Raw genomic sequence first — 20,907 nt, 5'->3', positions numbered from 1 at the left:
GAATTTCGTTCTTGAGGAGACTGACGCAAGGCCGACCATCAGGTGCGGGAAACACGCCTCCACCAACCTGTCGAAGTCGAAGCCGAAGGCGTCGTCGTTGCCACCTCGACCAGCGTCGTGAAAGTCGATGAGAACAACGCTCCCGCGCGCTACTACTTCCCTCGCTCCGACCTCAGGATGGAAAAGCTGAAACGGTCGACGACGACCACAGAATGCCCTTTCAGGGGTACGGCGAACTACTACAGCCTGGATCTCGGCGAAAGGCGGCTGGAGGACGCTGTCTGGACTTACGAGGCCCCCCATGACGAGCATCAGGGCCTGAAGGTGTTAGCGCCAGTGCAATCGAGGCACAGGACTTCCTTGCACATCGCTTGACCTGTCGGCTGACCACAGTGCCCCTGTAGCGCGCGAACGTCAACACTACATTCCTGCATGCGCGGCGTGGGACGGCCGAAGACCTCCCCGGGCCTGCGAACAGTCTTGTGAAGTGGCTTATAACAACCTGAGTGCTGCATCCCAACCAAGCTGAACGATTTCGTCGACCTCCTCGCGGTCATACTGCCGCGCCGCGTGCTCGCACACGGCGGCGCTCGGGTAAGTCAGAGGGCGACCGCCGCTCAGCGCTTTGGTCTGTGCCTGGCACGCGCGCTCAAGGAACATGATGTTGTGGAACGTCCTAGGAATGCTCTTGCCTGCGGCGATGAGCCCGTGGTTGCGCAGGATCATGGCGTCGTGCGGCCCCAGGCTCTGCACCAGGCGCGAGCGTTCGTCTAGATCCACCGCAACGCCCTCGTAGTCGTGATATCCGAGCCGGCCGTAGTACTTCATCGCGTGCTGACTGATCGGCAGCAGCCCTTCGGCTTGGCACGACACGGCGATGCCGTCCGGCGTGTGCGTGTGAATGATGCAGTTCAGATCGTGCCGCGCTTCGTGGATCGCCGAGTGGATCACGAAGCCAGCGACATTCACGCGACTCTTGGCCGGGTCGACATCATCGACGACATTGCCGTGCAGATCGATCTTGATCAGGTTGTCGGCCCGCATCTCGTGGAACAGCAGGCCGTAGCGGTTGATAAGGAAGTGATCTGTGCCAGGAATGCGCGCGCTGATGTGCGTGTCGATCAGATCCGTCATGCGGAAATGCGCGACCAGGCGGTAGAAGGACGCGAGGTCTTCGCGGGTGCGCTCTTCGATCGCGCCAAGGCTTTGCGCCTGAACAGTTGACATAGTGAACTCCAATCCGATGCGTGTGAACAATTGACTCGGGCCGTCGAAGCTCACTGCGCAGCGAGCGCTTGCGCGACGGCCCGACCCGCCTCCGTGGTCGAGGCCGAGCCGCCCAGGTCGCGTGTGCGCGGCCCGCGGACCAGTACGGCCTCGATTGCCTTGACAATCGCGTCGTGCGCAGCATCGACGCCCAGAAACTTCAGCATCAGCGCGCCGGACCAGATCATCGCCAGTGGGTTCGCGATGTTTTGCCCGTAGATGTCCGGGGCCGAACCATGCACCGGTTCGAACAGCGATGGGAACGTTCGTTCGGGATTGAGGTTGGCCGAGGGCGCCAAGCCAATCGTGCCGGTGCAGGCGGGCCCCAGGTCGGAGAGGATGTCGCCGAACAGGTTGCTTGCCACGACCACGTCGAAGCGCTGCGGCTGCAGCACGAAGCGTGCACAGAGGATGTCGATGTGCTGCTTGTCAATGGTGATTCCCGGGTAGCCCTTGCCGACTTCGTCGGCACGCCCATCCCACCAAGCATGCTGATCGCGATGCCGTTGCTTTTGGTGGCCACCGTGAGGTGCTTACGCGGCCGCGACTGTGCGAGGTTGAAGGCGAACTTCAGAACACGGTCGGTGCCGAAGCGCGAGTAGACCGACTCCTGGATCACAATCTCGCGCTCGGTGTCCGCGTACATCACGCCGCCGAGATTGGTGTACTCGCCTTCGGTGTTCTCACGGACGACATAGAAATCGATGTCGCCTGGCCTGCGCGGCTTACCCTGCGGGTCGACGAGGGGACAGGGCACGCCCTCGAACAACCGCACCGGGCGCAGGTTGATGTACTGATCAAACTCGCGCCTGAACTTGAGCAGCGAGCCCCAGAGGGAGACGTGGTCGGGAACAGTCGCCGGCCAGCCCACCGCGCCGTAGTAGATCGCATCCTTGCCGGCGAGGCGCGCCTTCCAGTCCTCCGGCATCATCGCGCCGGTCTGGGCGTAGTAGTCGCAGCTGGCCCACTCGATGTGCTCGAGCTCTAACTCGAAGTCGAACAGACGCGAAGCGGCTTCCAGTACGCGCAGCCCCTCGGGCATGACTTCCTTGCCGATGCCGTCACCCGGCAGAACGGCGATCTTGAACTTCCTGGTCATGTCGTGTCCTCGTGTCCAGTTACGCGCCCAGGCCACCGATACAGGTGTACTTGACTTGCAGGTAGTCCTCGATGCCGTACTTCGAACCCTCGCGGCCCACGCCTGACTCCTTGTAGCCACCGAACGGGGCGACTTCGGTGGTGATCAGGCCTTCGTTGATGCCGACCAGGCCGTACTCGAGCTTCTCGGAGACGCGCATCGCGCGGCCCAGATCACCGGTGTAGAAGTAGCAGGCGAGACCGTACTCGGTGTCGTTGGCGGCTCGAACCACTTCGTCTTCGGTCTCGAAGCGAAACACCGGCGCGAGCGGACCGAAGATCTCTTCCCTGGCGAACTTCATCGAAGCAGTTGCCTGCGCAATGACCGTCGGCTCGAAGAACAGACCGCCGCGCGCATGGCGCTTGCCGCCGGTGACGATGCGCCCTCCTTTGGAAACCGCGTCGGCGACAAACTCCTCGACCTTGCTCACCGCGTCATCGTCGATGAGCGGCCCCTGTGTGACGCCTGCGTCGAAGCCAGAACCCACCACGAGCTTCAACGTTGCGTCGGCGAAGGCCTTTACGAATCGGTCGTAGATGCCGCTCTGCACATAGACACGATTCGTGCAGACGCAGGTCTGGCCGGCGTTGCGGAACTTCGCCGCGATGGCACCTTCCACGGCGCGGTCCAAGTCAGCGTCGTCAAAGACGATGAAGGGCGCGTTGCCGCCTAGCTCCATTGATACCTTCTTCACCGAGTCGGCGCATTGGCGCAGCAACAGCTTGCCAACGGGTGTCGAACCGGTGAACGTCAACTTGCGGACGAGGCTGTTGCTGGTCAGCTCGCCGCCGATGTCGCGCGCCGAACCCGTAACAATGTTGAGCACGCCCGCGGGAATGCCGGCCTGCTCGGCGAGGACTCCCCAGGCTAGGCCCGAGTACGGTGTCTGCATTGCCGGCTTCGCCACGACCGTGCAGCCGGCCGCCAGTGCAGGCCCGATCTTGCGAGCCAACATCGAGGAAGGGAAGTTCCACGGCGTGATCGCAGCCACCACCCCGACGGGTTCCTTGGTGACGAGAATTCGGCGCTGCTTCCATGGCGACGGGACCACATCGCCGTAGATTCGACGAGCCTCCTCCGCGAACCACAAAATGTACGCGGCGCTCATGCCGACTTCACCCTTGGCCTCGGCTAGCGGCTTTCCCTGTTCGCGCGTTAACAGTTCTGCCAGCGGTGCTTGGTGGTCCATGATGGCAGTCGAGAGGTCGCGCAGCATCTTTGCGCGCTCGGCCGCCGTGAGTTCCCGGTAGTCCTCAAACGCAGCAGCAGCCGCATCGATGGCGCGCCGCGTTTCGGTGGCACCGGCGTTGGGCACAGTGCCGATCTGCTCCCCGGTCGAGGGGTCGACCACAGGCACCGTGACGCCACCGGCGGCATCGACCCACTCGCCGGCGATGAAATTCTTCTCGCGTTTCAGATCGGACCATTGCAGCATACGGTTCTCCTGGGGTTCAGCTGGCGCAATATCCGCCATCGACTGGGATCGTCACGCCGTTGATAAGCTTGGAGGCGCGCGAAACGAGGAAGATTGCGGTGCCGACCAAGTCTTCCGGCTCTGCCCATTCGCCGCCGGGAATGCGCGCGACGACCTTGTTGTTGAATTCGGGGTTCTCGCGACCGCCGCGGCTGATCTCGGTCTTGATCCACCCGGGGGCGATGGCATTGACGCGAATGCCGTCTTCGGCAAAAGAGATTGCGAGCGACTTTGTCAGCGAGATGACCGCCGTCTTGGCCGCGCTGTACGCCGGCACTTGCGGCGCGCCGAAATACGCGTACATCGAGGCGATGTTGATCAGGCACCCTTTGCTGGCCTTGAGGTGCGGCCGGAAGGCGTTTGCCAGCCGAAGGTTGCCGACCAGGTGAATGTCGAGGATGTCCTTGAACACGTCGGGCTTGTATTCCTCCCAGCGGGAGAGCTTGCCGGCGCAATGGATCACGGCGTCGAGCGACTCGACCCGGCTCGCGAGTGCAGCCACCGCCGCGTCGTCTCTGACATCGAGGGTCTCGTAGCGAATGCGCGAGTTCGGCTCTTTGGGTTCCGCGAGGTCTGCAACGATCACTTTGGCGCCGCTCGCCACGAAGCCCTTCGCGAAGGCGCCACCGATGCCACCGGTGCCGCCGGTGATCAGAATGGTCTTGCCGGTTACGTTGAAGTCTGGAGTTGTCATCGAATCACCTTTGGGTAGATAGGTAGAAAAATGCTGGGTGGCTTGGAAGGTCACCAGGTGTGGAGCAGACGTTCGTCGACCTCGCTCCTATTGGGGAAGGTTGATCGGCCGCCGGTGCGCTCGCACTTGAGCGCAGCGGTCACCGCCGCGAACCGCAGCGCTTCGGATTCGGTCCGCCGTTCGGCCAGGGCCAGCGCGAAGGCGCCATGAAAAACGTCGCCAGCGCCAAGCGTTTCTCGCGCAGTCACGGGGAAGGCGCGGAGGTGCTGGGGCTGGCGTTCCGCGTCCAACCAAGCGACGCCCGCACCGCCTAACGTGACGGCCACGAACGGTGCGTGGACGGCCGCCCGCTTGAGCCCCTCCAGCGGATCGGCCGTTCCGAACAGCCCGGCAAGACCTTGCTCAGAGAACACGACGTGACTGGCCGCCTTGACAGCGAGAATCATCTGGGGATCGTCGGAGATGTCCGCGTCGAGCACCGCGGGAAGTCCTCGCGCCCGTGCGGCATCGAGCGCTCGTACCGCACCCGCGACCCAACGGTTGTCCGCGAGAACGACATTGGCCTGGCAGATCATGTCCAGCGGCAACCACTGGGCATCGGCATCGAAGTCGGTCGATCGATACAACACAATGGCCCGATCGCCGCGCTGGTCAACCAGCACGATGGAGTGCGGTGACGTTGCGTCGCAGATGCGTCTGGCGGTCACATGAACGCCCGACGTTTCCAGGCCGCTGACGATGTGGTTGGCCATGTCGTCATCGCCCACCCGGCCGATCCACCTCGCGTTACCACCAAGGCGAGCGATAGCGGCCGCAGCGTTCGCGGCCATCCCCCCTCCGCTCTCGACGCGCGAGCGTGCGACCAGCTTGGTGTCGCTGGACGGCAGCTGGTCGACGCGGTAGATCACATCGAGCACCGCGCCGCCCACGCAGGAGACTGTCAGGGCTTTCATGCGCAGGCTCGTGTCAGCAGATTTGCAATCGTGCGCACTTCAGAGCCTCTGCCCTTCGGCCGCGAACAACGCCGACTTCGAAGGGTTGAACGAGAGCCGGATCGGGTCGCCGAGCCGCGGCGTCGCATCCCCCGGTAAGCGTGCGAGCAGCTTGTGGTCGCCCACGGCAACGCTGACCAGCGTGTCGGCGCCGAGAGGTTCGATCAGCGAGATCAAGCCGGCGATATTGGGGCCGCTCGAATCGCTGACCGAAAGGTGTTCCGGTCGAATGCCGAAATCCGCGAGACCCGAGTAGCGAATCTCAGAGAGCATCCGGCTCCCACCCGGCAACTGAATCTCGCCGTTGGTGATCGTCACTGGCACGAAGTTCATCGCGGGGGAGCCGATGAAGCTGGCCACGAAGCGCGACTTCGGCTTGTTGTAAAGCTCCGCAGGCGTGCCGATCTGCTCGATGCGGCCGTCCTTCAGCACGACGATGCGGTCTGCCAGAGTCATTGCCTCGACCTGGTCGTGGGTGACGTACACCATCGTCGAGCCAATGCGTTGATGCAGTTGCTTGATCTCGGCCCGCATGTCGACACGGAGTTTGGCGTCAAGGTTCGAAAGCGGCTCGTCGAACAGGAAGATCTTCGGATCGCGGACCATCGCGCGTCCCATTGCCACGCGTTGACGCTGGCCGCCGGAGAGTTCCTTCGGCTTGCGATCGAGCAAGTGACCGATCTGCAGCACACCAGCGACGTGTTCGAGCTTCTTCGCGATCGCCGCCTTGTCCATTCCGGCCATCTTCAGGCTGAAGCAGATGTTGGCGCGCACGGTCATGTGTGGATACAGCGCATAGTCCTGGAAGACCATCGCGATATCGCGCTCCCAGGGCCGCAGCGCATTTACGACGCGGTCGCCGATCGAAATCTGGCCCTCTTGGAAATCTTCGAGTCCTGCGATCATGCGCAGCAGCGTCGACTTGCCGCAGCCCGACGGGCCGACGAACACGATGAACTCGCCGGCGGCGATGTCAAAACTGAGGCCGTGGATGACTTCCACTGCGCCGTAGCGCTTGACGACGTTTCGGATGGAGAGCATGGACATGGCGGTTATCCCTTCACTGCGCCGACGGCAAGGCCGGCGACGAGATGACGTTGCACGAGGAGAGCGAGGACCAGCGGAGGCAGCGCGATCATGGAAGCGGCTGCCATCAGCGCGCCCCAGTTCGTGACGCCTTCACCGACAAAATTGAACGAGGCGACGATGGCCGTCTTGGTGTCGAAGCCCGACAGTGCCAACGCGAAGAGGAAGTAGTTCCATGTGAACACGAAACACAGGATTGCAGCCACGACGACTCCCGGGATGACCAGCGGCAGCGCGATGCGCGTCAGGATGGCCAGGGGCCGGCAGCCGTCCATCTGCCCAGACTCGATCAGCGCCCGAGGCACGCGGTCGAAGTACGGCAGCAAGGTCCAGAGCGCGACCGGCACGGTGATCGCGCTGTGCGTCAGGATCAGCACGGTGTAGCTGCCGACCAGATCGACCTTCTGGAACAGGATGAACCACGGCAGCAGGAACAGCGTGCCCGGCGCCATGCGAGCGAACAGTGTCAGCGTCGCGGGCCAGGTGGTGCGATGCCACGACACTGCGAAAGCCGCGGGGATTGCCAGCAGCAGACCAAGCAGCGTCGCACCGATCGAGACGACGAGGCTGTTGTACGTGTTGTGCAGGAATTCGGTGCGAACGAAGAGTTCACGGTAGTTGTTCAGCGTCGGGGCCGAGAAGATGCGCGGCGGCAGCGACATCACGTCGACACTCGACTTGAACGACGAGAGGAACATCCAGGCCAGCGGCGTCAGCACGATCAGCAGCATGACAATGACCTGAAGCCGGCCGAGTAGGCGCGGCAGCGCCGCCGATGCGACAACGGTTCCGGAGGATGGGGCAGTGGAGGTGCTCATGGAGGCCTCAGTAGGTGAGCGCGCGGCGCAGCTTGGCGAAGACCACGACGGTCGCCAGCACGACCAGGGAGAGCGTGATCATGGCGGCCGATGCATTGCCGAAGCGGGAGAACTCGAAGCCCTGCTGGTACGCGTACATGTTCATCGTCGTTGACGCATTCCCCGGGCCGCCGCGCGTCGCGATGAAGACCAGATCAAAGAACCGCAGCAAGTCGACCGAGCGCAGCACCGCGGCGGTCAGCAACGTTGGCCCGAGCAGCGGCAGCGTGATGTAGACGAAGCGGCGCCAGCCGATCACGCCATCGACCTCTGCAGCCTCGAACACCGTGGCCGGCAGCGACTGCAGTCCGCCCAGCACGAGAAGGCCGACGAAGGGTGTCCACTGCCATGTGTCGATCATCGCGACACTCAGGATCACCATGTCTGGTGCTGCAAGCCAGAGCTGCGGCGGGATGCCGACTTGGCCGATGACCCAGTTCACGATGCCGACCGATGGGTCGAGCAGCACGATTGCCATCATGCCGACGACGACCGGCGGCAGCATGAACGGCGTGATTGCCACTGTGCGCACCAAGTTCCGCGCCCACTTCACGTTGTTGAGCACGACGCCAAGCCAAGTGCCCAGCACGAGTTGCATTGACAACGCGATCCCGTACAGGACCCAGGTAACCTTGAAAGCGTTCTTGAACTCGCGGTCGCTGGCCAGGTTGATGTAGTTGCCAAGCCCGACGAAGCGAGGTTCGGTGCCGAGCGACGCGTCGTAAAGCGAAATCCAGCCGGCGTAGAACAGCGGGAAGATCACCATCGCGACCACGAACAGCACGGCCGGCCACATCATCCAGGACAGCGAGATGCCGGTTTGGCCGTTCGGAACGGTACCCCGGCGGGCGGCCGGGGGCGCGCCGGGGGCCAACGTGGCCGGCGTCGTTGCGGTGTTCTTCATGGGTTGTCTCGATCTAGTGGCAAGCGCGGCCTGAACGTGTCGGACCGCGCAGCACGTTTTCTATTGCAGCTTGGCGAGGTCAGCGTCGGCGTCGCAGGCGGCTTCCTTGGGGGTCTTCTGACCAAGAACGACTTCCTGCACGGCGCGTCCGATGATTTCGCGCGTTTCGGGGACACGGTCGGTCGGCGACGCGTAGTCGCCCGTTCCGGTTGCGCTGAGTTCCTTCAGCGCCGTCACCCACTGCTGGCGCACCGGCTTCTCAGCTGCGAATGCCTTCAGTTCCGGGCCATTGAACACTGAGGCGCGCGGCGGCGCGACGCCCTTGGTCGCAAGCACGGTTTCAACCTCGGGCGAGGTGGCCCACTGAAGGAAAAACCAAGCCGGGCCCTTCTTCTTCGAAAACTCGGAGATCGACACGCCCCAGCCAAAACCGACCGGCTTCGAAAGCCCCGACGCCTTTCCCTTGGGCAGCACCTTCAGCGCGATGTCGCCGTCGCGGCCCGGGTACTTCATGATGTTCACGAACTCGTTCGACGACTCGTGCGTCATCGCGACTTTGCCCTGGCCGAGAAGCTCGACAACCTGCGGGAAGCTGTGGTTCGTCGCGCCAACGGGGCCGTAGTTCTTCAGCAGGTCGGTGTACATCGTCAACCCGGCGACCGACTCGGGGCGGCACATGCCCGGCTGCTTACCATCGACAGATTTGAACCCGCCACCCATGTTGAACAGGAACGCAGCCAGCGTGTACGGTACGCCGCTGCGCACGCCGCGCGCAGCCCACACCCCCTGTGCCGGATCGCAGGCCTTGAGCTTTTGCGCGGCGACCGGAATGTCCTCGAGGAACTGCGGCACCTCTACCTTGCACTTCGCAAAGATGTCCGTGCGCCAGTAGAACAGCGGCCCCTCGACGTTGATCGGCAGGCCGACCAGCTTGCCGCCAAAGGTCTCGTTGCGGATCAAGCCCGCGCCGAAGTCGCTTAACTCAAACTGCGGCGATGTCAGCGTGGGGTCCTTGATCATCGGGTTCAGGTCGGCATACCAGCCGGCCTTGTTGTAAACCGAGCCCTCGCGAATCTTCAGCGAGGTGTAGACGTCCATGTCCGACGCCTTCGCCTGCAGCAGTGTTCCGAGGCGCGCGCGTTGCGGGTCTTCGTTGAGGATCTCGATGCGAACCTTGATGCCGGTCTTCTCGGTGAATTGCGGCGCCATATCGCGAATCTGATTCGACCAGGGGTGGTTGTTGAGCAGGACGTTGATCGTCTCGCCGTCGTACTTCTTCCAGTTGAAGGCTTGGGCCATCGCGGAATTGCCGATTGCAGTGACCGCTCCCAATGCCAGCGCGGCTGCGGCACGGATCAAGTTGATGCGCATGTCTTCTCCTTCGTCCTTTGGACCAGTGGTTGCTTTAGAAGTGACTCGATGCGGTCACGTGGTGGGAAACGGATTCAGTGCGCGACGACGCGGTCGACGACCTCGCACAGGCGCTGCAAGCGAACGACGGCATCGTCCCGCAAGGACTTCTCGACATCGGCGCTTCCGATGACGTTGCGCCAGACGGCACGACCGGCCAGGAAACCCGACGCGCCTTCCTTGCAGGCCCATTCGACCGCCCGCGGGAAGTCGTCGGGCGCGACGCCGGAGGAGAGCACGACCCAAGGCCCTTGGATGATCGTCGTCAGCTGGGCGCATTCGTCGCGAACGGCCTTCTCGCCGCCCTTGCCGTGGCGCGGCACTTCGGCCTTGTAAAGGTCTGCGCCGAGGCCGCCCAGTTCGCGGGCCGCGGCCGCGATCCCAAGGTTCATGTCCCAGATGCGGCCGTCGCGTGCTTTCTTCGAGACTGGCTCGATGATGCTGATCAAACCCGCGGTCCGGCACCGTGCGACGAAGTCATTGACCATGTCGATGCGCGTCTGCGCGGGCTCGTCGGGGCGCCACGACACCAGAAGCTTGAGCGCGACCGCGCCGTCCTCCTTCATGGTGGCGGGGTCGACTTCTTCGTCGATGACGACGTTCGAGACTAGTTCGTCCGCGCTCGCGATGAACCGATCCGCGGCAGCGATCAAGCCGCACGTCGGGGCCACGGCCTTGGCCGCGATGGCAGGCTTCCAGCCGAATTCGTGGTCGATGAGGACGGCCGACGCGTAAGGCGTCAGGGCACGCAACGCAGCCAGCTTGAAGTCCACCAGTTGTGCGTCGGTCACGGTGCCCGATTGCTTCTCGGCGAACATGGCGCGCATCGATTCGCGCTGGTCGATTGCCAGCATGGCGAACGCACCAGACGGGCGGGTGAGGGCACTCAGAGGGGAGGTTTTGGACATGGGATCTCGCTGTCGTGGTCGGTTTATTTGATGACGCTCCGCTGGACCAGTACCTGTCGTGCAAATGAAGGCCCGGCGTCCTCGCGAAGGCTGTTCTGGCTCGTCGATTGAGCGAAGAGTAAACGATTACCTTATCTTCAAGGTAATCGTTTACCCGAATGGCTCTCAAGCTCCGAAAGGATCAATCGGACGGGGGGACAAGCGGCGCTCCTGAGTCCTACGCGGATTCGCGAATGGCAAGCGAATGGGGGAGGAGGACCGTCCGCGGCTCGCGTTTGCCGCCGAGTGATTGCTCCTTCAAGAGACCCGCAACGGCCTCACCGAAGTCGCTCACCGGCACATGGACCGTGCTGAGCCATGGGGCTAGCCAACGGTTAAGTCGGTTGTCGTCGAAGCCGAAGATCGCCAAGTCATTCGGGACGCGTAGCCCCATGTCGATCGCCGCTCTATAAACGCCGTAGGCGATGGAGTCGTTGCCGCAGAAGATCGCTCGCGGCGGGCTTTTGCCGCTCAGCAAGGCCCGTGCGTGCCGATGGCCGGCCTCAGGCGTGAGTTGACTTTGAATGCGCCGCTCGGCAACGAGCGATACGCCGTGCTGGCCCAGACGCTCGCTGAAGCCGATGAGGCGCTCGCGACTCGCGGCATACCGCAGCGAGCCGTGTATCGCGGCGCAGTCTTCGTATCCCTTCGACAGGAAGTGATCTGCTACATCCGCCCCTGCGCCGCGGTTGTCGACACCGACGAAGTCGCCCTTGACCGGATCGGGCGGGCGGCGGCTGACGAACACCATCGGTGTGCCGCCTGCGGACATCCTGAGCAGCGCAGGGCTCTCCACCACGCCTTGCAGCACGATGGCGGAGATGCCACGACTCTCGATCTGTTCTAGGTAGGCGTCCTGTTTCGCCGGGTCCTCCGCAGTGTTGCATAGCATCATGGACAAGCCGTTTCGCTGCAGCGCTCCTTCCAGCGAAGACGCAACGTCGGCACAAAACTCGTTCGTCGTGTCGGGTACCAAGAGCGCTGCCGCCCTGGCAGTGGCTGTGCGCAGCGATCGCCCCAGTTCCGATGGCTGATAGTTCATCTCGCGCGCGGCCTTTCGCACACGCTCCGCGGTCTCGGCGGAAAAGCGCCGTGGGTCGACATTGGCGAGAACGCGTGAGACGGTTGCAACCGACACGTTTGCCTTGCGCGCAACGTCTTCGACGGTAGGACGTTTGGTTGTGGTGCTCAGCATGTTGGGCAATCGATTACTCTATCTGCGTAGCTTACCTCGTCGCACCGAAGTCCTTGCGAAGTGTCTCGTCAGTCGTTTCCGTTGCAATATGACCTTGCCTCGATGCGCGAGAGCATCGAACGCGACACCCCCGAGGCGCAGGCCAGGTCTCCCCCGGACCGCCCAGAGGCCATCCGAAGCGCCCTCACCTGCTCACCGATGCGCGACGCAGACATGCTGCGCACGACAGGCGCCGGCCGCCTCGGCCGAGCGCGCGTTGCAGACGCCGGCAGACGAAGCGACCGAACTGTGGGCAAGGAGAAGCGATTACCGGTAGGGCTCGACGTGTTGGCCTTGGCTGTCTCGATCAGCGAGTTCAGATTGGCGCTGGCATTCGCGCCGCCCACGGTATCAGCGAACAGCCTTGAACCGCGCGCTGTGCTCGCGACGGGTCGCCCGCTTAACGACACCATCTATTGCGTCCACGTCATTCATCGCGGACACGATGCCTGCCGACTCTCAGGCAATCAAGATGACTTCACCGTGCGCTTACGATGTGCTCGCGGTGAAGGTAAACCTTCAGCCCTTCGTCGAAGCGGAACATCGCAACCTCCCCAGTGCGTCGAGTAAGTCGCGTGCCTGCTGGATGTCGCTCCCGCGCAGATCGACGATCACGCCGTTCGGAAGGCGAGCCTGCAGGTCAACACACGCGCTCCGTTCGGCGGGCTGCGAAGCCACAGGCACATCGTCGATATGCACCGCCACGAAGGCAGCCTGCGTCACTTCTGTGCCACTGCTCGCTGGCACCGTCGAACTGGCTGCCGCGAGAACGAACTTGCGCACCCACGCGCTCAGTTGATTCGCGTTGACGCCGCAATCGCCCGCCAGCTGGGATACCGACACGCCCGGCTCGCGGCATGCCAGGACCAACTGGCGCTTGGCCAACCCCTCCGTCCACTCTGACATCACGTTCCCACGTTCGGCGCACAAGGGCATGGTTTATTGAGCGCTTACCGCGCAGACGTTGGCACTCGTGGGTGAGCTTGCATCCGCGCTACTCGAGCTCAGCCAATTGACCCAGGAGCGGACTACGGGGCGAATCCGCCTACGCGCCAAAAAAGCTGCAAGATCACTGCCTGTACGAACCACCATTGTCCGAGTAGCAGGCCAACGACCACGCCAAGCATGGGCAAGCGCTTCCATCCAGATTGCCGGAGAACAGCAAGCGCGACGACGACGCTCAGGATCCCGAGGAAAGACAGGTAGCCCCAGTAAAACTCGGACGCCCACAGAGTCTTGTATGCAGTCCAAGTGAGCAATGAGGCGCATACAAAAAGCGCCCACCACGCGATTGATCTGGAAATGGTCACCGAAAGCTTCCGATCGCGGAGTCCCGATAGGCACGGGTATCCGACTCCGTGCCTGGACGAGGAGGCTGAGGCCATTGTTGCGGATCATCAGGTAGCGCTCTCAACTCATCCACCAAATTCCTGTCGCACACCGTCCGGCATGCACCATTGGGTCCGCATGCGACATAGCAGAGATCATGCCTCTTGTAGCAGGCGTCCCCGCTGTCTGTCGGCGGTGCATCGCCCACGGGGTTCCCCCTGCATGAGTACTGGCCGCCACTCCAACATTTTCCGCCCCAATTTCCATTCGAGGGGCCATTCAGAAGACTTCTACCGCCGGACCTGTTGAAGTAGCTTGTGCTGTCCAGCCTAGCGGATCCACAAAGCTCAGAGGATTCGCGTCCACATACCCGAAGCGATTCCACCCACCATCCAGCCCGATCGGTCCGGCTGGCTGTATCGCCCCGTCCTCGAGTCATAGCTGCGGAAGTAGTTGTAGAACAGGCCCGACTCCTCATCCGCGTACTGCCCTGGATACCTCAGATTGAATTTCACCTCAGGCATGGTGGTGGTGCCCGCGCTGGGCGTCGTCTCAGGGTTGGCGAAGCGGTTTTTCGCGAGCGTCGGCTGGTCTTCCCCGAACGCGCTGTACCCCCATTGCCAAACGGCCTGACCATCCACGTTCGTCAGCCTGCGCGGTGTGTTCAGATGATCGCTGTGCACTGCATAGCGGGAGCCGTTGACCACCGCGACGATCGGCATCGGGCCGTTGGCCGTGGGCAGGTAAATGTATTGCGCCTCGCCCGAGCTGTTCGTGCCACCGCTGCCTACCTCCGCGATCAGACTGCCTTGCTCGTCGTAGGTGTAGGCGTAGCCCAGCTGTTCGGCCGGTGTTGTGGTCGGACTCCACAGCTTGGTGAAGAACGCCACAAGGCTGCTCCAAAAGCCAGGGTCGTTCTCGTCGCCTTGGCTGGGCGGGTACAGCGGCTCGGTCTTGAACACGCGCTGGCCCAAGGCGTTGTGGGCGTACCTGGTGGTCGGGCTGATGTCGTTTGCACCCGTGGTAGCCGTGGCCAAGCGACCTTCGGCGTCGTAGCCGTAACTTCTGAGGCCGTCGCTCGTCAGATCGCCGTTGGCGTTGTAGCCATAGGCGACGCTGGTGCTGCTGGTACCGTTGATGGTCTGGCTGAAGCCCGCGAGGCGGTTGGCGCCCGGCTGCAAAGTGTAGCCGCGTTGGGTTGTCTGGCCCGCCAACACGCGTGTGCTGGCCGTGCGGTTGCCGTTGGCGTCGTAGGTGAAGCTGGCGCTGTCGCCAGTGGCCCCAGTGGCGGAGAAGCTGATGATGCGGCCCGTCGCGCTGTAGCCGACGCTCCAGGTGGTGTCTGCCGCGGCGATAGTGCTGTTGCCGGGATTGCTGTCGGCAGGTCCCCAGAGGTTTTGGGTGAGGCTGCCGATACGGCCGGCCGCATCGTAGGTGTAGCTGCTGAACTCGGTCTGGGCCAGTCGCGCGGCGTTGTCGTAGCTGCGGTTGGCAGCGAGCTTCGGGCTGGTGTTGGTGAAGGCCCAGTTCCAGCCGGTCGGCTGCCCGAGGGCATTCCAGGTGATGGCATCGATCAGCGGTGCGCCATTCCATCCGAGCTGCACTAGGCGGCCGGTCGTGTCGTAGAAGTGGCTGAGCACGCCACCGCCCGGGTACGTGATGCTGGCGAGTTGGCCCCTGGCGCTGTAGGTATAGGCGACCTGCTGCACGTTGGCCGTGCTTCCGCCTGTCGCCAGAGTCTGCTTCTTGAGCGTGACGCGTCCGTGCACATCGCGCGTGTACTCGGTGGTACTGGAGCGGTCGATGATCTCGCTGAGGTAGCCCCTGCTGTTGGCACTCAGGTCGTAGCGCAGTGTTGTGGTCTTGCCGTCTGCAAAGACGAGGCCGGTCGGACGCCCCAGTGCGTCGCGGGTGATGCTCGTGGCTTGGCCGAGTGCATCGGTAATCTGGCTGGGCAGCCCCAAGGCATCGTACTGGCGGCTGCGAGGGCCGCTGTCGGCGCTGATTTCAGTGGTGGCATTGCCCAGCGCGTCGCGGCTGTAGCTGGTAGCAACCGTGTTGAAGTCACTGGCTTGAGTGATGCCATCGAGTGCGTTGTAGTTGAGCCCGGCGCTGGCGTTGGCCGCATCGGTGATGGTCTTGACGCGGGCCAGTGCGTCCAGGCTCCAGTGGGTGCTTTGGTTCAGTCCGTTGGTCTGAGCGATGCGATCGCCACTCGCGTCGTAGCCAAAGCTCTCGCTCTGACTCGTTCCCCGTGTTTGAGTAGCGATTCGGTTGAGCTTGTTGATCGTGCGTGCAGTTGTCCACGCGATCGATCCGGAGCTGTTGAGCGTCTGCTCCGTCAGGCGGTTGCCAGCCGCATCGAGGGTATAGGTGCCGCTCTCGCCGCGGTTGTTGCTCCAGCCCGTCAGGCGTTGAGCGGCGTCATAGATGTAGCTGGTGACCAATCCGGTGGGCAGCGATACCGTCGCAATCGTGCCGGTGGGGTGATAGCTCAGGGTTGTGATCTGGCCGGGGCCCGTGCCAATGGTGCGCGTGAGCGGCCGGTCGTACGCATCCCAGGTGAAGGTGGTAACCAGTCCGTTCGGATCTGTCTGGCTCGTGAGGCGGTTGGCGGTGTCGTACGCATAGGTCGTGACATGGCCCAGCGCGTTGGTCGCGCTTTGCACATTCCCACGGGTGTCGTACGCATAGGTGGTGACCGCTCCGTTGGGCGCGGTGCGCGTGTGGACCAAACCTTCGGTTGTGTAGGTCTGCTGACTCGTGCGAGCGGCACCCGACGTGCCACTGGTGTCGGCGACCGTCTCGGTGAGCAGCTTGCCGCTGGTGCTGTAGGTGTATGCCGTCTCCCTGCCAGCCTGTGCGACCAGTGTGGGCAACGGCAGCGTGGCATCCCAGGTCGTGGCACTGTTGCGCTGTTCGGGCGCGCCGAGCGCTTCTGTGCGCGAGGCCTCCAGGCCCCGGGTGTTGTAGGTGAAGCTGGTGACACTGCCGGTTGCGTTGGTCTGGCTTGACAGCAGGCCTCGGGCGTCGTAGGTGAATGACGAGTTACTTGCCGGACATCCCGGTGCCGGCTCTCCCTGGATCTGGGAAATGCGCTTCACGCCGTTGACGACAACGTAGTGGTATGTCGTGGCACGGCCCACCGGATTGGTCACGGTTGTCGTGCCGTTCGCGTTGTAGGCCACCTGCGTGAGCCCGGCGTTGCCCGCGTGCGTGGTGCTCGTCGCGCGACCCAGCGAATCGTAGATGTAGGTGGCGAAACGCACGCCCAATTCGTCGGTCACGCCCGTGAGAAAACGCGGGTTGGCGGCGTTCTCGTAGTGTACGTGCGGCTCGTCACGGCCGAACCGGCCGTCTTCGTGACGGAAGTGAGCCGATTCGCGGTGTCGTAGTTGTAGGCGACACTGAAGTTGGGCGTTGTCAGCGAGCGGGGCTGGAAGTGGGCGTCCTCGGTGTAGCTGATGTTGTTGCCGAATCCGTCCGTCACGCTCACCGCGCTGTTGGCGCCATAGGAGAGGCTGTGATACCAGCCATCGGGGTGGGTTTGCTTGGTCAGGCGCCCGGTGGTGTTGAATTCGTACTGGGTGTTGTCCACATCGACGTAGCGCCATCCCGTGCCCGTTTGCGTGAGTGTGCCGAGCTCGTCTGCATCCCTGGTAATGGTCGAACCGCTGCGCGCAAACGGTGACTCGCGGCCATTCGCATGCAGCAGCACCACTTCGGCGGCACTGATCCTCAGGCGCGTGGCGTACGAGTAGCGCCAATAGCCGTCAGCGCTGTTGAAGATGCGCGAGAACTTGAGCGGGTAAGGCGCTGAGGCGCTACGGAAATCTTCTTCCTCCTGCACTTTGTTGCCCATCGCGAAGTTGATGGGGTTGCCGGTGCACGACTGCGGACCGTTGCGCTCTGTGCCGTCGCCCTTGTTCTTGCGAGGAATAACGTCGGAGGTGTCGTAGTACACCGTCATGTAGTCCGACGCGCTGCATCCGCCGACGCTGCCGGATACCGCCAAGTAGTTCGGGCCCGGGCGCAGCGTGACCGGAACCCCGCGTCCCTCGAGGAATGACACGACTGCGGTGAAGGAGCCGGAGTAGTTGAAGAACGGCGAACCGTTGAGCGTGGCAGTCACGGTGCCGGCATCGCCTGTGGTGGCATCACCGCCGCCGGTGCCATAGACCGTGATGTTGGGTGAGGTGACCTTCGCGCCTTTGCTGGGCGACGTGAAGCTCAAGGAGCAGGCGGCTTGCACCCATCCGGAAATGCACAGCAACGTGAGCGCTGTGGCCCCTTGCAGGGCGAGCCGCTTGATCTGGCGATGGCTGAAATGGCCATGCTCGGTGATTGCGTCGGAATTCATGTGTGACCCTCGTTCGTTCTTCTGAATTCGGATGCATTGCGCTGTGCGGCAATGCTCGGAACGAGCGTAACGACATGTTTAACGAGACACTCAAATGTCCATTTTTGATTTCTGTGATTGCCCATCGAAAGGATTACTTTGACGTCACCGAGGCGGCGACGGAAACGTAGTTGTGATGACGGGCTGGGTCAGGCGCGAAGCACGGCCGATGCGCGACGGCCCAAGCACGAGAGGCGCACGGCACGCGCGCTGCACGCCGAGATCAAGGCGGTGGGCTACGACGGCGGTTACTCGGCCATCACCGACTTCGTGCGGGCCTGGCGCCAGGGTGAGGGGCAAGCAGTCAACGTCACCGCGTTCGTTCCACTGACCTTCGAGCTCGGCGAGGCCTTCCAGTTCGATTGGAGTGAAGAAGGCCTGGTCGTCGGCGGCATCTACTACCGCATGCAGGTGTCGCACCTGAAGCTGTGCGCGAGCCGTGCGTACTGGCTGGTGGCCTACCCGAGCCAAGGCCACGAGATGCTGTTCGACGCCCACACGAGATCGTTCGCAGCGCTGGGCGGTGCGGCGCGGCGCGGCACGGGATCTACGACAACATGCGCACCGCAGTGGACAAGGTGTACAAGGGCAAGGGCAGCACCGTCAATGCCCGCTTCGCAGTGATGTGCGCGCACTACCTGTACGACCCCGACTTGTGCAACGTCGCATCGGGCTGGGAGAAGGGGCGTGTGGAGAAGAACGTGCAGGACAGTCGTCGGCGCATCTGGATCGAGGCGGGCCGGCGCCGCTTCGGCTCCTTCGTCAAACTCAATGCCTGGCTGGCGGAGCGATGCCGAGCACTGTGGAACGAGGTGCGCCACCCCGAGCACAGCCAGTTCAGCGTGGCCGAGATGCTCGAGCACGAGCGTCCCCATCTGATGCCCATGCCTGAGCCCTTCGATGGCTACGTAGAGAAGCCTGCCCGGGTGTCGAGCACGTGCCTGGTGTCGGTGGCACGCAACCGCTACTCGGTGCCCTGCGAGCTGGCCGGGCAGATGGTTAGCACGCGGCTGTATCCGGGCAGCGTCGTGGTGGTCGCAGAAGACGCGGCAGTGACGCGCCACGAGCGCCTGAGCGCCTGAGCGCCTCTGGCGGCACTCGCTACGACTGGCAGCACTTACATCCCGCTCATCCAGCGCAAGCCTGGTGCATTGAGGAACGGTGCGCCCTTCGCCGACATGCCCGAAGCGCTGCAACGACTGCGCCGCGGCCTGCTGCGCCAGGCCGGTGGAGATCGCGTAATGGCGCAGGTGTTGGCCATCGTGCCGGCGGCGGGGCTGGACGCGGTGATCGTGGCGGTCGAGTTGGCTCTGGAGAGTGGTTCGCCATCGGGCCGGGTCAGCGTGGAGCACGTCGTCAATGTGCTCGGCCGGCTCACCGCGCCGGCAACACCGCAGAGTGCCGAGACGGCGCTGCAGATCGTCACCCCGCCGCTGGCCAACACGGCACGCTACGACAGCCTGCGTGGACAGGAGGTGGACCATGCGTGACGTGACTGTCGAACTCAAGGCGCTGCGCCTGCACGGCGTGGCCAGTGCCTGGTGCGATCTGTCGGAGCAAGGTATAGCGTCCGGCCTGGACGCCTCACGCTGGCTGGTCGAGCACCTGCAGCAAGTCGAGACCACGGATCGGTCGACGCGTTCAGTGCAGCACCAAATGAGCTCGGCGCGCTTCCTCGTGCACCGGGATCTGGCCGGCTTCGACTTCGATGCATCGGTGGTTGACCAGAAGCTGGTCCACCAGTTCGCGATGCTGGAGTTCACCGAGGCCGCGCACAACGTTGTCTTGGTCGGTGGGCCGGGCACAACCGGGACTTTGCCGAATGCTCGACAGTGTTCGGCGACGCGAGATGACCACCGCCTTACTAGATCGGATCACGCATCACTGCCACATCGTGGAGACGGGCAACGAAGCCATCGCTTCCTGCACAGCAGGGCCACGGCAAAGAAGCGCGTCGAGGCCAGGAAACAGGCCCGCGAGGGCGGCGCCAAAGCCGATACAACCGACGCCACCCACTCACGGCGCCTTGCCACGCGAATCCATTACCGCGATCAGGAGGTCAAAGACCGAGGCAAGACATACACTTATCCACAGCCGACCATCACAGCGTCGGCTTCCACCCCTGGCTCACTTCTCCTTCGGCGCGGACAGGTCAGCTGTGCTGCCAGCGATGCAGCAGCAGTTCATCGATGCGGCTACGCGGCTGCTGCTGATTGCCGCCGAAAACTGACCCTCCAAAGCCCCCACGACGTCGGGCTTCGTTCGCGGGCAGAGTTCGATCGTCCCCTATTGACGGGCCACGCCATCGACGGTCTGGGCGGCGCAGCAACGGCCAAGCAGCGCCGCGGCTTCGCCGAGCAAGGCTTGAGCTTCCTCCGGATTCAATTCGTCGAAAAATCCGGTGCCGCGCAGTTGGTCTTCCGTCATCGGCTGCGGGTAGTCAAGTTGCGTGGCCGCGAGTTGCCACGCGGCTGAGCGTTGTGGGTCGGCTGCGGCGAGCAGGTTGGATCTCAGCAGTTGCGCGGTCAATGTCATCGCAGGTCGGTAGCCAGCCAGCGCCATCTGCTCGACATCGGCCAGTGTTGCGGCGTCCCTGAAGCCGCTCGTGTCGGTCGGGTCCTGGTCACGCAGAGCCGAGGCAGCCGTGAGGGCCTCCTGCACCCGGTGTTCGAGCAGGAAGAAGCGCGCGTCCGTACTGCCGAGGGTCGCCGCTTCACGCATCAACGCTTCGACCCGGCGGTACTCGTAGGGGCCGACCATCTGGCACGCCATGCGCTGTTCCTGTTCTGCGCGAAGGAGCGCTGCAGCGAACGCACCGGACGGATCGATCGCGTAGCGTTCGTCCGTGCCGTCGGCAGGTGCCTGCCGATCCGACTCTTGAAGCGCAAGGCAGTCGGCGTAGTGACGCGCCTCGCGATAAGGATCGGCCGGGCTCGCACCCGCGGCCCATGGTGCGGCAGCCGCAGCCTGAGAAGATGCGGAGGTCGTCGATGCGGTGCAGCAGTCGCGAACGACGGCGATGGACGCGCTCGCGACGGCATCGGTGCCGGGGCCGATTGGCGGCGCCTGCGACAGAACGGCGCCCAACGCCGCCCCAACCGCTAGTGCCACCACACCGATCGCGAGCCGCCGCCGCATCGAGCGGCCGGCGGGTTCAATGTGCAAGATTGCCATCGC

At 63.5% G+C, this 20,907-nt stretch carries 15 protein-coding genes and 3 pseudogenes; 3 read left to right on the top strand and 15 right to left on the bottom strand.

Translation table 11 applies throughout. The features are described from left to right. The first annotated feature begins 42 nt into the window (after positions 1-42). The gene (locus BMG07_RS03960; protein WP_198083445.1) at positions 43-375 is read left to right on the top strand and encodes a DUF427 domain-containing protein; all 333 of its coding nucleotides are present in this window, start codon (positions 43-45) and stop codon (positions 373-375) included. A gap of 117 nt (positions 376-492) precedes the next feature. On the opposite strand, the gene BMG07_RS03955 is transcribed toward BMG07_RS03960, so the two are convergent. From BMG07_RS03955 to BMG07_RS03890, 14 genes and pseudogenes are all read right to left on the bottom strand, one after another. Further along, positions 493-1,227, bottom strand: a complete 735-nt coding sequence (locus BMG07_RS03955) for a class II aldolase/adducin family protein (RefSeq protein ID WP_198083479.1) — start codon at positions 1,225-1,227, stop codon at positions 493-495. A 50-nt stretch (positions 1,228-1,277) separates the two neighbouring features. Continuing rightward, positions 1,278-2,365, bottom strand: a pseudogene (locus tag BMG07_RS03950) (tartrate dehydrogenase). Between the two features lie 19 nt (positions 2,366-2,384). Then, entirely contained in the window at positions 2,385-3,839 is a 1,455-nt protein-coding gene (locus tag BMG07_RS03945; RefSeq protein ID WP_198083444.1) for an NAD-dependent succinate-semialdehyde dehydrogenase, read from the bottom strand. Positions 3,840-3,855: 16 nt separating this feature from the next. Continuing rightward, complete coding sequence (locus BMG07_RS03940; RefSeq protein ID WP_198083478.1) at positions 3,856-4,572, bottom strand: SDR family NAD(P)-dependent oxidoreductase; 717 nt, start codon at positions 4,570-4,572, stop codon at positions 3,856-3,858. Positions 4,573-4,622: 50 nt separating this feature from the next. Continuing rightward, complete coding sequence (locus tag BMG07_RS03935) at positions 4,623-5,525, bottom strand: PfkB family carbohydrate kinase (protein WP_198083443.1); 903 nt, start codon at positions 5,523-5,525, stop codon at positions 4,623-4,625. Between the two features lie 39 nt (positions 5,526-5,564). Then, complete coding sequence (locus BMG07_RS03930) at positions 5,565-6,611, bottom strand: ABC transporter ATP-binding protein (RefSeq protein WP_198083442.1); 1,047 nt, start codon at positions 6,609-6,611, stop codon at positions 5,565-5,567. A gap of 5 nt (positions 6,612-6,616) precedes the next feature. Beyond that, positions 6,617-7,468, bottom strand: a complete 852-nt coding sequence (locus tag BMG07_RS03925; RefSeq protein ID WP_198083441.1) for a carbohydrate ABC transporter permease — start codon at positions 7,466-7,468, stop codon at positions 6,617-6,619. 7 nt (positions 7,469-7,475) lie between these two features. Beyond that, the gene (locus tag BMG07_RS03920; RefSeq protein WP_198083440.1) at positions 7,476-8,411 is read right to left on the bottom strand and encodes a carbohydrate ABC transporter permease; all 936 of its coding nucleotides are present in this window, start codon (positions 8,409-8,411) and stop codon (positions 7,476-7,478) included. 60 nt (positions 8,412-8,471) lie between these two features. Continuing rightward, on the bottom strand, positions 8,472-9,782 hold the full coding sequence (locus BMG07_RS03915) for an extracellular solute-binding protein (protein WP_198083439.1): 1,311 nt from the start codon (positions 9,780-9,782) through the stop codon (positions 8,472-8,474). 74 nt (positions 9,783-9,856) lie between these two features. Beyond that, complete coding sequence (locus BMG07_RS03910; protein ID WP_198083438.1) at positions 9,857-10,729, bottom strand: aldolase; 873 nt, start codon at positions 10,727-10,729, stop codon at positions 9,857-9,859. A 217-nt stretch (positions 10,730-10,946) separates the two neighbouring features. Then, the gene (locus BMG07_RS03905; RefSeq protein ID WP_198083437.1) at positions 10,947-11,963 is read right to left on the bottom strand and encodes a LacI family DNA-binding transcriptional regulator; all 1,017 of its coding nucleotides are present in this window, start codon (positions 11,961-11,963) and stop codon (positions 10,947-10,949) included. 558 nt (positions 11,964-12,521) lie between these two features. Next, a complete protein-coding gene (locus tag BMG07_RS03900; protein ID WP_198083436.1) occupies positions 12,522-12,887 on the bottom strand; it encodes a transposase in 366 nt (121 codons plus the stop codon). 791 nt (positions 12,888-13,678) lie between these two features. Then, the gene (locus tag BMG07_RS03895; protein WP_198083435.1) at positions 13,679-16,618 is read right to left on the bottom strand and encodes an RHS repeat domain-containing protein; all 2,940 of its coding nucleotides are present in this window, start codon (positions 16,616-16,618) and stop codon (positions 13,679-13,681) included. Continuing rightward, positions 16,615-17,691 (bottom strand): DUF6531 domain-containing protein, encoded by a 1,077-nt coding sequence (locus BMG07_RS03890; RefSeq protein WP_198083434.1) that lies wholly within the window; start codon positions 17,689-17,691, stop codon positions 16,615-16,617. The genes BMG07_RS03895 and BMG07_RS03890 overlap by 4 nt, the downstream gene beginning before the upstream one ends. 204 nt (positions 17,692-17,895) lie before the next feature. Here BMG07_RS03890 and istA point away from each other — a divergent pair. Next, a pseudogene (gene istA / locus BMG07_RS03885) lies at positions 17,896-19,220 on the top strand (IS21 family transposase); the annotation flags it as partial. Then, positions 19,213-19,710 (top strand): annotated as a pseudogene (locus tag BMG07_RS03880) (ATP-binding protein); the annotation flags it as partial. The pseudogenes istA and BMG07_RS03880, both read left to right, overlap by 8 nt. A 306-nt stretch (positions 19,711-20,016) precedes the next feature. On the opposite strand, the gene BMG07_RS03875 reads toward BMG07_RS03880, so the two are convergent. After that, positions 20,017-20,904, bottom strand: coding sequence for a hypothetical protein (locus BMG07_RS03875; protein ID WP_198083433.1), 888 nt, complete (start codon positions 20,902-20,904; stop codon positions 20,017-20,019). Positions 20,905-20,907 lie beyond the last annotated feature (3 nt).

Origin of the sequence: Variovorax sp. E3, from assembly GCF_016082275.1 — a bacterium.
In the GTDB taxonomy this organism is placed as follows: Bacteria; Pseudomonadota; Gammaproteobacteria; order Burkholderiales; family Burkholderiaceae_C; genus Variovorax.
Note: the sequence above shows the minus strand (reverse complement) of the source record. Positions and strands in the feature narration are given on the sequence as shown.

Bases quoted from the DNA above. Each gene is read 5' to 3' on its own strand.
- BMG07_RS03930 (WP_198083442.1), bottom strand. From the start codon at position 6,611: ATGTCCATGCTCTCCATCCGAAACGTCGTCAAGCGCTACGGCGCAGTG.
- BMG07_RS03905 (WP_198083437.1), bottom strand. From the start codon at position 11,963: ATGCTGAGCACCACAACCAAACGTCCTACCGTCGAAGACGTTGCGCGC.
- BMG07_RS03875 (WP_198083433.1), bottom strand. From the start codon at position 20,904: ATGGCAATCTTGCACATTGAACCCGCCGGCCGCTCGATGCGGCGGCGG.
- BMG07_RS03925 (WP_198083441.1), bottom strand. From the start codon at position 7,468: ATGAGCACCTCCACTGCCCCATCCTCCGGAACCGTTGTCGCATCGGCG.
- BMG07_RS03915 (WP_198083439.1), bottom strand. From the start codon at position 9,782: ATGCGCATCAACTTGATCCGTGCCGCAGCCGCGCTGGCATTGGGAGCG.
- BMG07_RS03945 (WP_198083444.1), bottom strand. From the start codon at position 3,839: ATGCTGCAATGGTCCGATCTGAAACGCGAGAAGAATTTCATCGCCGGC.
- BMG07_RS03890 (WP_198083434.1), bottom strand. From the start codon at position 17,691: ATGAATTCCGACGCAATCACCGAGCATGGCCATTTCAGCCATCGCCAG.
- BMG07_RS03935 (WP_198083443.1), bottom strand. From the start codon at position 5,525: ATGAAAGCCCTGACAGTCTCCTGCGTGGGCGGCGCGGTGCTCGATGTG.
- BMG07_RS03940 (WP_198083478.1), bottom strand. From the start codon at position 4,572: ATGACAACTCCAGACTTCAACGTAACCGGCAAGACCATTCTGATCACC.
- BMG07_RS03920 (WP_198083440.1), bottom strand. From the start codon at position 8,411: ATGAAGAACACCGCAACGACGCCGGCCACGTTGGCCCCCGGCGCGCCC.
- BMG07_RS03955 (WP_198083479.1), bottom strand. From the start codon at position 1,227: ATGTCAACTGTTCAGGCGCAAAGCCTTGGCGCGATCGAAGAGCGCACC.
- BMG07_RS03910 (WP_198083438.1), bottom strand. From the start codon at position 10,729: ATGTCCAAAACCTCCCCTCTGAGTGCCCTCACCCGCCCGTCTGGTGCG.